The sequence below is a fragment of the Streptomyces sp. NPDC025651 genome (assembly GCF_055558735.1).
Genome location: NZ_JBVHLZ010000001.1, coordinates 212,674 through 226,122, shown reverse-complemented (window position 1 = coordinate 226,122; position 13,449 = coordinate 212,674). Strand labels below are relative to the sequence as shown.

The window sequence follows — 13,449 nt, the reverse complement described above, 5'->3', positions numbered from 1 at the left end:
TGCTTAAGTGGAATGCATGACTGGCACTGACACAGGCTCCGGCCCTTCGGGCCTCTCGGGCTCCCCCCTCCGCGTCGGCCTCGTCGGGTACGGCCTCGCGGGCTCCGTCTTCCACGCCCCGCTGATCGCCGCCACCGAGGGCCTCGTCCTCGACACGGTCGTGACGTCGAACCCCGAGCGGCAGGCCCAGGCCCGCGCGGAGTTCGGCGACGGCCTGCGCCGCGCGTCGTCGGCGGACGAGCTGTGGGAGCGTGCGGACGAGCTCGACCTGATCGTCATCGCCTCGCCGAACAAGACGCACGTGCCGCTGGCGACCGCCGCGCTCAAGGCGGGCCTGCCGGTCGTCGTGGACAAGCCGATCGCGGGCACGGCGGCCGAGGCGCGCGACCTCGCGTCCCTCGCCGACGAGCGCGGCCTGCTCCTGTCCGTCTTCCAGAACCGCCGCTGGGACAACGACTTCCGTACGCTGCGACAACTGCTCGCGGACGGTGAGCTCGGCGACGTGTGGCGCTTCGAGTCCCGCTTCGAGCGGTGGCGGCCGCGGCCGAAGGGCGGCTGGCGCGAGTCCGGCAACCCGGAGGAGATCGGCGGGCTCCTCTACGACCTGGGCAGCCACGTCGTCGACCAGGCGCTCGTGCTGTTCGGCCCGGTGGTGAGCGTGTACGCCGAGTCGATCGTCCGCCGCCCCGGCGCGGAGGCGGACGACGACACGTTCCTCGCGCTCACGCACGCGAACGGCGTCCGCTCGCACCTGTACGTGAGCGCCACGACGGCCCAACTGGGCCCGCGCTTCCGGGTGCTGGGTTCCCAGGCGGGCTACGTCAAGTACGGCCTCGACCCGCAGGAGACGGCCCTGCGCGACGGCAGGCGCCCCGCGTCCGACACCCCCTGGGGCGTGGAACCGGAGTCGCTGTGGGGCACGGTCGGCTCCGGCGAATCCCCCCTGACCGGCGGCGGCCGCCCCCTGCCGACGCTGCCGGGCGACTACCCCGCGTACTACGCGGCGGTGGCCGAGGCCCTGCGCGGCACGGGCGAGAACCCGGTGACCGCGCACGAGGCGGCGGCCGCCCTTGACGTCCTGGAGGCGGCGCGGCGCTCGGCACGCGACGGCGTGACGGTGACGCTGTGAGCGAGGCTCCTCCGCAGACCCCGTCGATCCCCGAACTGGAGGCCCAGGAACGCCGCCTGACGCTTCCTCGCTTTACTCACGACGACGCATGGACGCTGGGCACGCTCCTCGTGACCCTGGCCCGCGAGCGCCTGGCCCCGGTGGCGATCGACATCCGCCGCGGCGGCCAGCAGCTGTTCCACGCGGCGCTGCCCGGCTCGACCCCGGACAACGACGCCTGGATCGACCGCAAACGCCGCGTCGTGGAGCGCTACGGCTGCTCCTCCTACCTGGTCGGCTCCCGCTTCCGCGCCAAGGGCACGACGTTCGAGGCCTCCTCCCGCCTGGACCCGGACGTGTACGCGGCCCACGGCGGATCGTTCCCGATCACGGTCGAGGGCGCGGGAGTCATCGGCACGGTGACGGTGTCGGGGCTGCCGCAGGTGGAGGACCATGCGTTGGTGGTGGAGGCGTTGGAGAGGTTCGTCGGGGCCTAGGGACCGGGGGCAGACATGGCCGCGCAGTTTCACGTACGGGTCGGCGTCCAGGCCCTCGTCGCACGCGACGGCCATGTCCTGCTGGGGCTTCGGACCGGCTGCTTCGGAGCGGGCTCCTGGGGGCTGCCCGGCGGCCACTTGGAGGTGGGCGAGTCCCTGACGGGCGCGGCCTGCCGTGAGCTGGCGGAGGAGACCGGGATCCGGGCGCTGGAGGCCCGCGTGGTCTGCGTGACCGATCCCGACCCCGCCGCGCATCACCACATGCAGATAGGCGTGGAGATTCCGGCGTACGTGGGGACGCCCCAGGTGTGCGAGCCCGACCGCTGCGTGCGCTGGGAGTTCTGGCCCCTGGACGGGCTGCCCCGGCCGCTGTTCATCGGGTCGGCCGGCCTGCTGCGGGCTTTCGGCAGCGGGGTGCTGCACCTCCCGTAGGCCCGCACCGGCCGTCATGCGATGGTCGGCCAGTGCGGCCACATTTTGCGGAGTGCCTGTTTGTACAGCTCCTCCCGGGCCTCGAACTGCTTCCAGGAGCTCGACAGCTCCCACTGCGTACCGAAATCCGCGCGCGCTTTGGCGTATTGACTGCTGTCCTTGAGGCATTCGAGCTCGACCAGCTGGAGCCCGCGGCGCGTGCGAGCCTCCGGATTCGGGGTGAGGTACGGCTCGATGAAGCACTTCTCCGACGTCAGAAGCACCGACCCGGAGATGTCGATGGTGGAGATCCGCAACTCCACTCGCTCGCCGTAGTACTCCTTGAGCTCCAGATACGCGTTGACCACCGGTACGAAGGTCTCGCGGTAGTACGAGCTCGCCTCCACCATCTCCACGATGTCCCGGAATTCTTCTTCCCGGCCCGTCTCCTCGGGCCGCATGAAGACGGCAAGGCCGTTCCACGGATTGCTGATGATGGCGTGGAACCTGACACCCCTGTGCAGCGCGTGGACGATCGGCGCGTAGAAGCGGTTCGCTTCCGCCAGGAAATAGGAGACGCCTCCGTGCGCGATGAGCCGGACCGTCCCGCGCGCCTCCTCGATCGCTTCCTGCTTCGCCTGGTTGCGCTGATCGTTCTGCTCGGGCGTGTACGCGTGATCGATGCGGTAGGACGGCTCCTCCCATGAGGTCGCGGCCTTCCTCAGCACCGCCAGCGCCTCCCGCATCGCCCGCGTCTGGGCATGGTCGGCTCCCAGCGCCACCACCGCTCTCTCCTCGGCGGCCTCCAGCAGCCTCACGGCGCCGTGGACGCGCCTCGGACCGCCCGACCCGCCACCGGCCGCCTCGAACTCCGCCACGGCCAGGGCCGCTTGGGCCACGAGGGTCTCGCGGTTGTCCGCACCGAAGAGCGCGGCGGCGGTCAGCTTGACGACCTCCAGCTCACTCAGTTCGCGATCGCCGCGCTCCACGTCGTGGACGGCCATGGCCGCCTCGAACTTCGCCGTGGCGAGGGCGCGTCGCGCGGCGACGGCCTGGGGGTGGTCGGCGCCCTTGAGCCGCATGGAGCGCACGGCGGACGCCTCGAACGCCGGCAGCATGCGCGCGAGTCGGGCCGGATCCCCGCTGGCACGAGCCACCTCCATGCTCACCCAGTCCGCGGTCAGGCGCGCCTCGATGTCGTCGTCCGGCGTGCTCGCGTCCAGCTCGGCACGCGCCTTCGCCGCCCACACATCGGCATCCGAGAGGTCACCCATGCGCAGGCTCACGGCGCTCAAGTTCGCCAGTATCCTGCCCCGTTCGGGGACCGGAGCGCCTTGGTTGGCCCGGCTCAGCGTCAGCGCCCGGCACAGGACGATCCGGGCACGCTCCAGATCGTCGTGCTCGGCAAGAAGCGAGCCCAACTCGTTCCAGTCCGCGGCGGTGTAGACCTCATGGTCCACCTCCACGATCTCCATGTGCCGCAGCGCCATATCGGCCACGGGCAGGGACAGCGCCTTCCTCCCGAGCGCGCCGAGGAGCTTGGCCAGATGGACGAGCCGCTCGGCGAAGTCCTGTGGCACATCGCCGACATGCTCCGGTCTGCCGACGCGCCCCACCCACGCCACCAAGTGTTTCTCGTCGTACCCCCGCAGACCGCCGGGCGACAGAAGGATCTCCTCCGCGTACGCGATCGCTGCGTCGAGAGGGCTCGGCCCACCGGAGTGGTCGTGATCCTTGGAATGCGGCTGGCTCATGCTGGTCGTACCCCCTCCCGGGACGTCATGGGGCCGGTTGCCGGACCAGTGATCAGCGGCGCGTCCAGAGCACTCTCACCACCGAGGAGAAGCCCGCCCTGTCCAGCGCCTCGTCGACCGCGGCCTCGATCCGGAACTCGTCCTCGGCCTCGGTGGCCTCCACCGCGTGCGGCCTGACGGCCCTGTCCGCCGCCGGACCCCCGTCGGGTTCCGTGGCCAACTCCTCGACCCGGAAGCGGAATCGGTCGAACCGCCGGACGGCTTCCCGTACCGTGCCGGCGTAGAGCGTGTCCGTGGCCGCACCGCTTCTGGGCCGCCGCTCGACGATGAGACCCAGGATCGTGCGCCGCCACCAGACATCGTCGTCGCGCGCCACGGGACTCCCCGCGTACGGACCGCAGTCGTCGGGGCCTCCGGGGCAGGTGAGGCGCAGCGCACTGACCTCGGCACCTTTGCGCGTACTCCCGTAGGAACAGGAGACCTCGGCGACGCTGCCCTTCAACAGGGCGTAGGCAGGCGGCAGTTGCAGGAGTATCCGCCACGGCTCGTCCTGGCGGGCGTCGTCGAAGCACACGTCCGGGAGCCCGACGTCGTCGTCCTTCTGGAAGCTCAGCCGGAGCAGCGCGAGGTCGGACAGGCGGTCGTACTCCACCACTTCGCCCATGGGCCGCATGCCGTCCACGAGACGGATCCGCACCAAGGCCGCGCCGTCCAGTTCACGCTCCGCGAGGCAGTGTGCCGCGGTGAGGGCGAACTCGCGGCTGATCCGCACCCCTGAACCCAGCCTGTGGTCGTCCGCGCCCGCCCCGTGGTCGTCCCGGAAGACCTCGATGAAGTAGTCGTCACGCGCCACGGATCAGCCCCCGTCCGAGCCGGCACCACGACCCCGCCATGGTAACGAGGAGGAGACCCTGCGGCACAGGACCGCGCCTCACCTCGCACGCGACCGCCCCTTCAACTTCGCCCACACAGACGGCCGTTCGAGGCGCACCTCAAGACGCAGCGCCTGGAGCACCCCGGCATCGGCCTCGCCCGCCTCCGCCACCCGCCGCAGGAACTCCACCCACAGCGGATCGGTCGCGCTGCGCCGGGGGTTCGTCTCCTGCTGCGTGTGCCAGGCGCCCCACGCCGCGGTCCAGGCGACCATCGCCTTGCGGGAGGCCTCGCAGGCCTCGACGAGCGGCTCGGTCCCGTAGATGCCCATGCGGGCCACGAGCGCGATCATGTCGAGCTCGGGATCGGCGCCGCCGACGGGCCGTTCGGGAAAGGCTCCGGTGCGCAGGACCTCGTCGCGCAGGTGCCCGATCCTGTGTACGACGACCACCGCCTCGTCGTACACCGCCCTGCGCAGGTCCCACACCCGGCTCTCGTGCTCGCGCCGGGCGGTGGCCCGCTGGATGAGCCAGGCGCTGGAGAAGGTGGCGAGCGACCCCAACGCCGTGCCGGTGAGCGCGGCCTCCGCCGCAGTCAGTCCCACGGCGTCATCATGCCGCGCGAGTGCCCCCGGCGAACCAGGAGCGCCCGCACCGACATCCGTGGGGGAAACCGCGGTTACGCGTCCTTCAGCTCCTGCCTCTGCCGCCCGAGCCCCTCGATCTCCAGCTCCACCACGTCCCCCGCCCGCAGATACGGCTTCGGCTCCGGACGGCCCATCGCCACGCCCGCCGGCGTACCCGTGTTGATCACGTCGCCGGGGTAGAGCGTCATGAACTGGCTGACGTACCGCACCACTTCGGCCACCGGGAAGATCTGGTCGGCCGTCGTGCCGTCCTGCTTCGGCTCGCCGTTGACCCAGAGCTTGAGGGAGAGCGCCTGCGGGTCCGGGACCTCGTCCGCGGTGACCAGCCAGGGGCCCAGCGGGTTGAACGTCTCGCAGTTCTTGCCCTTGTCCCAGGTGCCGCCCCGCTCGATCTGGAACTCCCGCTCGGAGACGTCGTGCGCGACCGCGTACCCCGCGACGTGCGCCAGCGCCTCGTCGTGCGACTCCAGGTAGCGCGCCGTACGTCCGATGACCACGGCGAGCTCGACCTCCCAGTCAGTCTTGACCGAGCCGCGCGGCACCAGGACGGTGTCGTCGGGGCCGACCACCGTGTCCGCCGCCTTGAAGAAGACGACGGGCTCGGCCGGCGGCTCGGCGCCGGTCTCCCGGGCGTGGTCGTGGTAGTTGAGGCCGATGCAGACGACCTTGCCTATCCGCGCCACCGGCGGCCCGACGCGCAGACCGTCGGCGTCCAGCGCGGGCAGCTCACCGGCCTCGGCGGCGGCCCTGATCCGCGCCAGCGCGGCCGCGTCGGCGAGCACGGTGCCGTCGATGTCGGCGACAACCCCCGACAGGTCCCTGAGGGTCCCGTCGGCGTCGAGCAGCGCGGGGCGCTCCGCCCCTGCCGTACCGACTCGCAGCAGCTTCATGGTCTGAACTCCCTTGGTCGAGCGCGATCGAGTGTGATCGAGCGTGGCCCGGCGATGGGGTGCGGCCATCGGAGGTTTGGTCGATCGTCCAAGGTCCCTGTGCGGTATGCAATACCCGGTTCACGTACTGGACCGTTACCGGGCGGTAGCCGCGGCCGTCAGGCGGCGGTGGCCAGCGCCCCCGCACCGTTCGGCATGTCCCGGTACAGCACGGCCCGCTCCACCGCGCTCCACGTCGTGCTCGTCACCACGTACAGCGCGGCGGCCAGCGGCACCACGGCCACCGTGAACAGAGTCATGAACGACATCAGCGGCATCACCTTGGTCATCGCGCCCATGCCCGGCATCGGCTGGTCACCGGCCTGCGGCAGCGGGGTCGCGGCCATCTGCCGCTTGGTGCGCCGGTAGTTGAAGGTCGCCACCGCCGCGACGACCGCGAACAGGCCGAGGTAGACCAGGCCCTGCGCCCCGAGAACCCCGCCGTCCGCGAGCGCGTCCGTCCAGCGTCCGCCGAGCGGCGCCGCGAAGAGCGTGTGGTCGAGCAGCGTGTTCGCCTCGCCGCCGATGCTGGAGTTGGAGAAGAGGTGGTACAGCAGGAAGAACGCCGGCAGCTGGAAGAGGCTCGGCAGACACCCGGAGACCGGCGACACCTGCTCCTTCCTGTGCAGCTCCATCACCGCCTTCTGGAGCTTCTCGGGGTTCTTGCCGTGCTTCTTGCGCAGCTCCGCGATCTGCGGCGCGAGCTTGGCGCGCGCCTTCTGGCCGCGGGCCGACGCGCGCGAGAGCGGGTGGACGAGGAGGCGTACGCAGGCGGTGAACAGCACGATCGCCGCGGCGGTCGCCGAGGCGTGGAAGAGCGGGTCGAGCAGGTCGGCGATGTGCTCGACCAGGCCCGCGAACAGGGACATGAAGGACGAGAAGAGATCGGACATGGAGAAGCCCTCCGAGGGGTTCGTCGTGCCGGAAGAAGCGGCGACGGATGACGTCGCGTCGGCGTGACGACCCGCGAGAGGGCGGACGATGAAGTGGTGTGCTGCGCCCCTACGCGGCCGTCAGGAGGGGACGGCCGGGTGCTCGGGGGCGCCTGCGGCCCCTGGCGTCGGGGTCGCGTTGCGGCAGGAAGGCGGTGCGCAGCTCACGGTCGCGGATGGCCGTGCGCACCTTGGTGCGGGGCACGGGCGGCGCGCAGCGCGCGGCGATCACGGAGCAGACGGCGAGCGCGGAGCCCGCGGCGGCGGTCGCGGCGAGCGCGACGGCGGCGGTGAGGCTGCCGGTGTCGACGAGGACGACCTCGACGAGCAGGAACAGAAGGAGCAGGGCCGGGCGCGCCGCCGCCTTCCAGCTGCGGATCACGTCGTTCATGGCTGCCCTCCTCTCCTTGCGCTCGTGCTCGTACTCGTACTCGTACTCGTACTCGTACGACTTTAAGTGCGATTGGCCGTACTGACGTTATACAGGATCCGTCTCGACCGGCTGAAGCAGCCTGCGGGGCCGCAGCAGCGCCCGGCTGACCGGATCCGAGGGTTCCGGATCGAGGCCGGGGCCCGGCACCATCTCGACGTCCTCGACGGGGACGAGACCGCCGCAGGCCGGGCACTCCCCCACCAGCCCCAGCTCGGTGCCGCACTCGGCATGGCGGAAGTACCGCAGCGGCGCGGTGTCCGGGATGTGCTCGCGCCCCCACAGACCGAGCGCGCGCAGCGTGGGCCACAGGGCCTTGCCGCGCTCCGTCACCACGTACTCGTGCCGCCTGGGGGCGTCCGGGCACGGCCGCTTGTCGAGGACCCCGGCGGCGACGAGCGCCTGGAGGCGCCCGGCGAGGACGGCGCGCGGGATGCCGAGGTGGACGAGGAAGTCGTTGTACCGCCGCACTCCGTAGAGCGCGTCGCGGACGACGAGCAGCGTCCAGCGCTCGCCCACCACCTCCAGCGCGCGGGCGATCGAGCATTCCTGCGCGGCGTAGTCCTTGCCCAGAGCCATGGCCCCACTCTAACCACTTTTCCCTTATGAGGTTCAGTGAACGAACTCAAGGTGCTACGGTCACCCCACTCGCCGAGTTCATTGACTGAACCCAAAGGGCTCGGCCTCGAGAACCTCGAAGGGCTGACCCATGTCCACGTCCACGTCCACGACCACGACCACGGCACCGGCCACCACACCGCCGGCCGAAGCCGCGCCCCGCGCCTCCGCCACCCTCGCCGTCACCAGCGCCGCCACCGCCGTGGCCCTGATGACGTACACGGCGCCGATGATCACGCTCCCCGACACGGCCGCCTCCCTGCACACCCCGCTCTCCGCCCAGGCCTGGCTCCTGAACGGCACGCCGCTCGGGCTCGCCGCCGTGCTCCTGGTCGCGGGCAGCCTCGCCGACGACTACGGCCGGCGCCGGATCTTCCTGACCGGCACGGTCGCGCTCGGCATCACCACCGCACTCGCCGCGCTCGCCGACTCCACCTGGCTGTTCACGCTGGCCCGCGTTGCCCAGGGCATGGCGAGCGCGGCGATCCTCGCGAGCAGCCTCGGGCTGCTCGTCCACGCGTTCCCCGCGGGGCCCGGCCGGATCAGGGCGACCGGCATCTGGGGAGCGTTCGTCAGCGGCGGCATCGCCGCGGGCCCGCCCGTCGCGGGCGGCATCGCGAGCGCGGGCCAGGACGGCTGGCGCTGGGCGTACGCGGTGCTCGGCCTCGCCTCACTCGCGGTCGCCGCCTTCGTCCCGCGCGCCCTGACCGAGTCCCGCGCGGCACGGCCCGGCCGCCCGGACCTCGCGGGCGCGTCGACGCTCGGGCTCGCCCTGACCTCCCTGGTCGCCGCGCTCACCCTCGGCAGGGACGGCTGGCTGCGCGCGCCGGTGGGCGTACTCCTGGTCGCGACGGCGGCCCTGCTCGCCGCGTTCGTCGCGGTGGAGCGCCGCGTCAGGACCCCGATGCTCGACCTCGGCCTGCTGCGCCGCCCGCTGTTCCTCGCCTCGACGTCGGGCGCCCTGTTCACGGGGTTCTCCGTGATCGCCCTCTTCAGCTACCTGCCGACCCTGCTCCAGCACACGCTGGGCGTCTCGACGATGGACGCGGCCTGGCTGTTCGTCATCTGGTCGGGCACGTCGTTCCTCGCGGCGCTGCAGGCCAGGCGGCTCGCGGGCCGGGTCTCCGCCCGCCACCAGCTGGCCGTCGGCTTCGTGCTGCACGCCGTCGCCGTCCTGACCATGCTGGGCGCGGCGGGCTCCGGCTCCTGGCCGAGGCTGCTGCCCGGACTGGTCCTCTCCGGCGTGGGCAGCGGCCTGCTGAACGCCGCGCTGCCGCTGCTCGCGGTCGAGTCCGTGCCGCCCGGGCGCGCCGCGATGGGCTCGGGGGCCAACAACACGGCGCGCTACATCGGTTCGGCGGCGGGCGTCGCGCTGATGATCGCGGTGTCGACGTCCACGGGGGACCTCGCGCACGGCGCGAACGTGGCGATGGCGGTCTCGGCGGGGCTGGGGCTGGTGGCGGCGGTCAGCGTGACGCTGCTGAGGGAGCCTCGGCGGAAGTGACCTCGCCGGCGCCCTCACCGTCGCCCTCGCCGGAGTAGATCGGATCGCCCGCCAGCACCTCCTCGTCCGGCCGGTCGTCCCCGCGGTCGGCCGGACCCGCGTACGTCACGGCGAGGGCGACGGCCAGATTGACGGCGAGCGCGACGATCCCCGCGTTCACCCCGAAGACCGGATCGTGCTCGGTGAAGACGAGCCCGCACACGACCCCGACCCCCACGACGAGCCCGCTCACCGCCCCCGCCATCGTCAACTTCCGCCACACCAGACCGAGAAGGAGCATGGGCACCAGCTGGGCCATCCCCTCGTACGAGATGAGAGAGAGCCGTACGAGGGTGTTGGGCGCCCCATAGGTCAGGGCGAGGGCGAGCGCCCCCGCGACGACGACCACGCCCTGCGAGGCCAGCTTCTGCCGCTGCGGGGTGCGCCACCGGGGCAGCAGAGACAGCACGCTGCTGCCCCACATGGTCCCGATGACCAGCATGAACACGGCCATGGGCACGATGGAGGAGAGCGCGGCGGCGACGCCGATGATCCCGACGGCCCACGCGGGCAGCGAGTCCACGACCAGCTTGAAGAGCGCGAGATTGGACTCGGCCCCGACGAGCCCCGGCACGACGAACAGCGCGGCCATCCCCAGGAGCATCGGGACGAAGAGCAACACGTTGTAGGCGGGCAGCCAGATGGCGTTGCGCCGCAGCCCGTCCGCGCTGCGGGCGCCGAGATACCCGGCGACGGTGGTCGGGAAGATGACGACGGTCAGCGCGTTGAGCAGCGAGGTCGTCGCGAACCAGGCCTCCCCGTACGCGCTTCCGCCACTGCCCGGCAGCGTCAGCCAGTCGCTCTTCTCGCTCACGATGCGGTCGAGGAAGGCCCCGTACCCGTCGAAGTAGTGCAGCGGCACGTAGACGGCGAGGAACCCGAGGGTCCCGATGACGAGCAGGTCCTTCAGGACGGAGACCCAGGCGCTCCCGCGCAGCCCGCTGACGACCACGAACCCGGTCGTGACCGCGAAGCCGATGAAATAGGCCCAGTTGAGGCTGATGGCCCCGTAGGAAATGGTCGAGACGACCACACCCATCCCCGTGATCTGCAGCTGGATGTACGGCAGCAGGAAGACCGTGACGAGCAGCGCGACCCCGGCGCCGAGCCAGGGCCGGTCGTACCGGTGGGCGACCATGTCCGAGATGCTGACCAGGCCGTGCCGCCTGGCGTAGGCCCAGAGCATGGGCCCGACGACGTACCCCACGGCGTATCCGCAGGACATGTAGGCGACGACGTACAGCACGGGCGCCCCGTAGTTGTACCCCCACCCGGCGGCCCCGAGATAGCTGAAGCTGGTGTACCCCTCCCCCGCCATCAGCACCCAGATGAAGACGGCCCCCAGGCTGCGCCCGCCCACGGACCACTCGGCGATCCCGCCCTGCCGCCCGCGCCCGCGGACGGCGGCGAGCCCGAGGGCGACGGTCCCGACCATGAAGACACCGAAGACGGCGGTGGCGACGGCTCCGTCACTCATGCCCGACCCCCTGCCCGCTTCCGGTCGCCCCTATGGGCCAGCCACACGCAGAGCGGCGTGAGGAGCGTCGCGCAGAGCAGCCAGAAGAAGAGGCAGGGCAGCCCGAGGACGACGGGCCGTACGCGGTTGGCGAGTGGCAGGGCCCCGAGATACAGCACGAAGGGCACGAGGAGCCAGAGGAGGTGGGGTCGTCGTCGAGCGATCACGGACGCTGAGCCTATCGGCCGCGCAGGGCCCTATCGGGGCTGCATGGACCGCAGCGTGCCCCACACGACGAGGCGGTACTTGGAGGTGTACTCGGGGGTGCAGGTGGTGAGCGTGATGTAGTACCCGGGATCGCGGTACCCGTACCCCGTGCGCACCTCGCTCCGGGGCACGCTGTTCAGGACACCACTGTCGCGGGCTGAGGTCCGCGCGAGCGTCTTGTCGACGACGTACGTGTAGACGGCGTCCCTGGTCTCCACCGTCAACTCGTCGCCGCCCCGGAGCCGGTTGATGTACCGGAAGGGCTCGCCGTGGGTGTTGCGATGCCCGGCGAGAGCGAAGTTGCCGGCCTGGCCGGGCTGGGCGGTGCGGGGGTAGTGGCCGACGTACCCCTGGTCGAGGACGCCCTTCTTGCCGATCCCCTCGGCGACGGGGACGCGGATGCCGATGCGGGGAATGTCGAGGATGGCGTAGGCATGGTCCCAACGAGGCCTGGGGGCAGGGGAATTGGCGCGGCCTGGGGCAGCGGAGGCACCGGGTGACCGCCGCTTCTCCCCACTCTCCCCATTGGTGCCCTCAGTACGTGCCCGATCGCCACCGGCAAGGGAAGCGGAGGAGGAGTCATTGGCCCCTCTCCTGTCCTGTCGCCCCCACTCCTCCTCAAGGGACTGCACCTTCCGCTCGGCGGCGGCGCGGGCCTGGCGGTTGGTCCACCACAGCTGGTGGGCGACGAGCAGGAGGAGGACGAGCCCGAGGGTGACGGCGGCTTCGGCGCCGCTCCACAGGAGGCGCACGGAGAGAGGCCGCCGAGAGGCACGGCCTTGCTGAACGACGGGAACCCGCACTTGCACAACGCCTCCTTCGGCCGCGGGGAGGATAGGCGCAGCAAGGACAACAATCCATGGCCGTACCAGGTCGGCAGTCGAACCGCCCCTCCTACAGGAGGCCCACGCGGCAGTACGGTGTCCCGTATGCGCCCCGACAAGCCTGCTGCTGCCGACCACGTCGACGCCGACCACATCGCCGAAGCCGCGCGCCTGGAACGCACGGCCGGCCTGTACCCGGAGGACGCCGAACAACTGCTCCTCCAGGCCGCCGCCCACCTCGAACTGGCCGGCGCCCGCGACCGCGCGACGACGCTGTACGACAGCCTCCTGTCGCCCTCCGCCCCGCACCCTCCGGCCTCTCCCCTCCTGATCCGCGCCCTGAAGGCCTCGAACCTCTGGGAGTACGGCCACGAGGCGGAGGCGCGGGCGATCATCGAAGGAATCCGCACGGCTGCCCCGCACGACCCGGCACCGTGGGTGATCGTGGCGGAGTCCCTGGAGTCCCACGACGAGTTGGAACAGGCGCACGCCACGTTCACGGAGGCGGTGACGCTCCTCCTCCCCGCCGTCACGCAGGCCCCCTCCGAGACACAGGACCCCCCGTACTCGACGCACCCGCTCCTCTTCGGCCGCCACCGGGTACGCCGCCTCCTGGGCAAGGAGCACGACGCGTGGGACGCCTTGGCGGACCGCGCCTCCACGGCCTCGGTCCCCCTGGACGAGCTCCACGACCCGAAGCGGGTCTGGTCCCTGGGCTCGGAGAACCCGGCGGAACTCCGCGCGGAAATCGCCCGCCTCCAGGCCGAGTTGGGCTCGTACAGGGAGGCCCTGTCCCGCCCCTTCCCGGTGGCGATCCTGCACTGGCCGGCGCCGGAACTGACGGAACTCCTGGCGGCGTACCCGTCGCTTTCCTCCGAATACCCCTCCCACGAGGCGCACTTGCAGACCATAGAGTCCTCCCTCCGGGAACTCTCCGCCTCCGGCACCCCGAACCTGGGCATCGTGACGGGCACGGTCCCTTCGTACGAGGCCTTCGCGGCCTCGGAATCCGCGTCCCCGGAGGACCCGTCCCTGCTGCCCCAGTACGCGACGACGCTGGCGGCGCGAGGGCGGGCGGTGGGGTGGCCGCCGGAGGCGGGGGCGGGGTGTTGGTGTGGGTCGGGCAGGGCGTATACCGAATGCCACGGCACCTATTGATCT

At 71.6% G+C, this 13,449-nt stretch carries 15 protein-coding genes; 5 read left to right on the top strand and 10 right to left on the bottom strand.

The annotated features are described in order from the left end of the window. Positions 1-16 precede the first annotated feature (16 nt). The 3 genes from ACZ4D5_RS00980 to ACZ4D5_RS00970 are packed head-to-tail and all read left to right on the top strand — an operon-like array spanning position 17 to position 2,037. Positions 17-1,129, top strand: a complete 1,113-nt coding sequence (locus tag ACZ4D5_RS00980) for a Gfo/Idh/MocA family oxidoreductase (RefSeq protein ID WP_467770192.1) — start codon at positions 17-19, stop codon at positions 1,127-1,129. Then, positions 1,126-1,605 carry a heme-degrading domain-containing protein gene (locus ACZ4D5_RS00975; protein ID WP_467770191.1) on the top strand — a complete coding sequence of 160 codons (480 nt, stop codon included), beginning with the start codon at positions 1,126-1,128 and terminating at the stop codon, positions 1,603-1,605. Before ACZ4D5_RS00980 ends, ACZ4D5_RS00975 begins: the two co-directional genes overlap by 4 nt. 15 nt (positions 1,606-1,620) lie before the next feature. Beyond that, a complete protein-coding gene (locus ACZ4D5_RS00970) occupies positions 1,621-2,037 on the top strand; it encodes a nucleotide triphosphate diphosphatase NUDT15 (RefSeq protein ID WP_467770190.1) in 417 nt (138 codons plus the stop codon). A 14-nt stretch (positions 2,038-2,051) separates the two neighbouring features. Here the strand turns inward: ACZ4D5_RS00970 and ACZ4D5_RS00965 are convergent, their stop codons facing one another. The 7 genes from ACZ4D5_RS00965 to ACZ4D5_RS00935 form a co-directional block, all read right to left on the bottom strand. After that, entirely contained in the window at positions 2,052-3,770 is a 1,719-nt protein-coding gene (locus ACZ4D5_RS00965; protein WP_467770189.1) for a hypothetical protein, read from the bottom strand. A 52-nt stretch (positions 3,771-3,822) separates the two neighbouring features. Then, complete coding sequence (locus ACZ4D5_RS00960; RefSeq protein ID WP_467770188.1) at positions 3,823-4,623, bottom strand: trypsin-like peptidase domain-containing protein; 801 nt, start codon at positions 4,621-4,623, stop codon at positions 3,823-3,825. 78 nt (positions 4,624-4,701) lie between these two features. Continuing rightward, positions 4,702-5,247 carry a hypothetical protein gene (locus tag ACZ4D5_RS00955; RefSeq protein WP_467770187.1) on the bottom strand — a complete coding sequence of 182 codons (546 nt, stop codon included), beginning with the start codon at positions 5,245-5,247 and terminating at the stop codon, positions 4,702-4,704. Positions 5,248-5,321: 74 nt separating this feature from the next. Continuing rightward, on the bottom strand, positions 5,322-6,179 hold the full coding sequence (locus ACZ4D5_RS00950) for a fumarylacetoacetate hydrolase family protein (protein ID WP_467770186.1): 858 nt from the start codon (positions 6,177-6,179) through the stop codon (positions 5,322-5,324). Positions 6,180-6,337: 158 nt separating this feature from the next. Further along, on the bottom strand, positions 6,338-7,111 hold the full coding sequence (locus ACZ4D5_RS00945) for a YidC/Oxa1 family membrane protein insertase (protein ID WP_467770185.1): 774 nt from the start codon (positions 7,109-7,111) through the stop codon (positions 6,338-6,340). 109 nt (positions 7,112-7,220) lie between these two features. Beyond that, positions 7,221-7,541: a DUF6412 domain-containing protein gene (locus ACZ4D5_RS00940; RefSeq protein ID WP_467770184.1), complete on the bottom strand. Its 321-nt coding sequence runs from the start codon at positions 7,539-7,541 to the stop codon at positions 7,221-7,223. Between the two features lie 87 nt (positions 7,542-7,628). Next, the gene (locus tag ACZ4D5_RS00935) at positions 7,629-8,159 is read right to left on the bottom strand and encodes a winged helix-turn-helix transcriptional regulator (RefSeq protein ID WP_467770183.1); all 531 of its coding nucleotides are present in this window, start codon (positions 8,157-8,159) and stop codon (positions 7,629-7,631) included. A 130-nt stretch (positions 8,160-8,289) separates the two neighbouring features. Here ACZ4D5_RS00935 and ACZ4D5_RS00930 point away from each other — a divergent pair, with 130 nt between their 5' ends. Continuing rightward, complete coding sequence (locus tag ACZ4D5_RS00930) at positions 8,290-9,702, top strand: MFS transporter (RefSeq protein WP_467770182.1); 1,413 nt, start codon at positions 8,290-8,292, stop codon at positions 9,700-9,702. On the opposite strand, the gene ACZ4D5_RS00925 is transcribed toward ACZ4D5_RS00930, so the two are convergent. From ACZ4D5_RS00925 to ACZ4D5_RS00915, 3 genes are read right to left on the bottom strand one after another with little or no spacing between them, the layout of a single operon-like run. Then, positions 9,665-11,218: a sodium:solute symporter family protein gene (locus ACZ4D5_RS00925; RefSeq protein WP_467770181.1), complete on the bottom strand. Its 1,554-nt coding sequence runs from the start codon at positions 11,216-11,218 to the stop codon at positions 9,665-9,667. The two genes, ACZ4D5_RS00930 and ACZ4D5_RS00925, sit on opposite strands and share 38 nt — an antisense overlap. Beyond that, positions 11,215-11,424: a DUF3311 domain-containing protein gene (locus ACZ4D5_RS00920; protein WP_467770180.1), complete on the bottom strand. Its 210-nt coding sequence runs from the start codon at positions 11,422-11,424 to the stop codon at positions 11,215-11,217. The genes ACZ4D5_RS00925 and ACZ4D5_RS00920 overlap by 4 nt, the downstream gene beginning before the upstream one ends. Positions 11,425-11,454: 30 nt before the next feature. Further along, positions 11,455-12,216, bottom strand: coding sequence for a class E sortase (locus tag ACZ4D5_RS00915; RefSeq protein WP_467770179.1), 762 nt, complete (start codon positions 12,214-12,216; stop codon positions 11,455-11,457). A 177-nt stretch (positions 12,217-12,393) separates the two neighbouring features. On the opposite strand from ACZ4D5_RS00915, the gene ACZ4D5_RS00910 reads away from it, so the two are divergent. Then, positions 12,394-13,446, top strand: a complete 1,053-nt coding sequence (locus tag ACZ4D5_RS00910; RefSeq protein WP_467770178.1) for an SEC-C domain-containing protein — start codon at positions 12,394-12,396, stop codon at positions 13,444-13,446. The last annotated feature ends 3 nt before the right edge of the window (positions 13,447-13,449 follow it).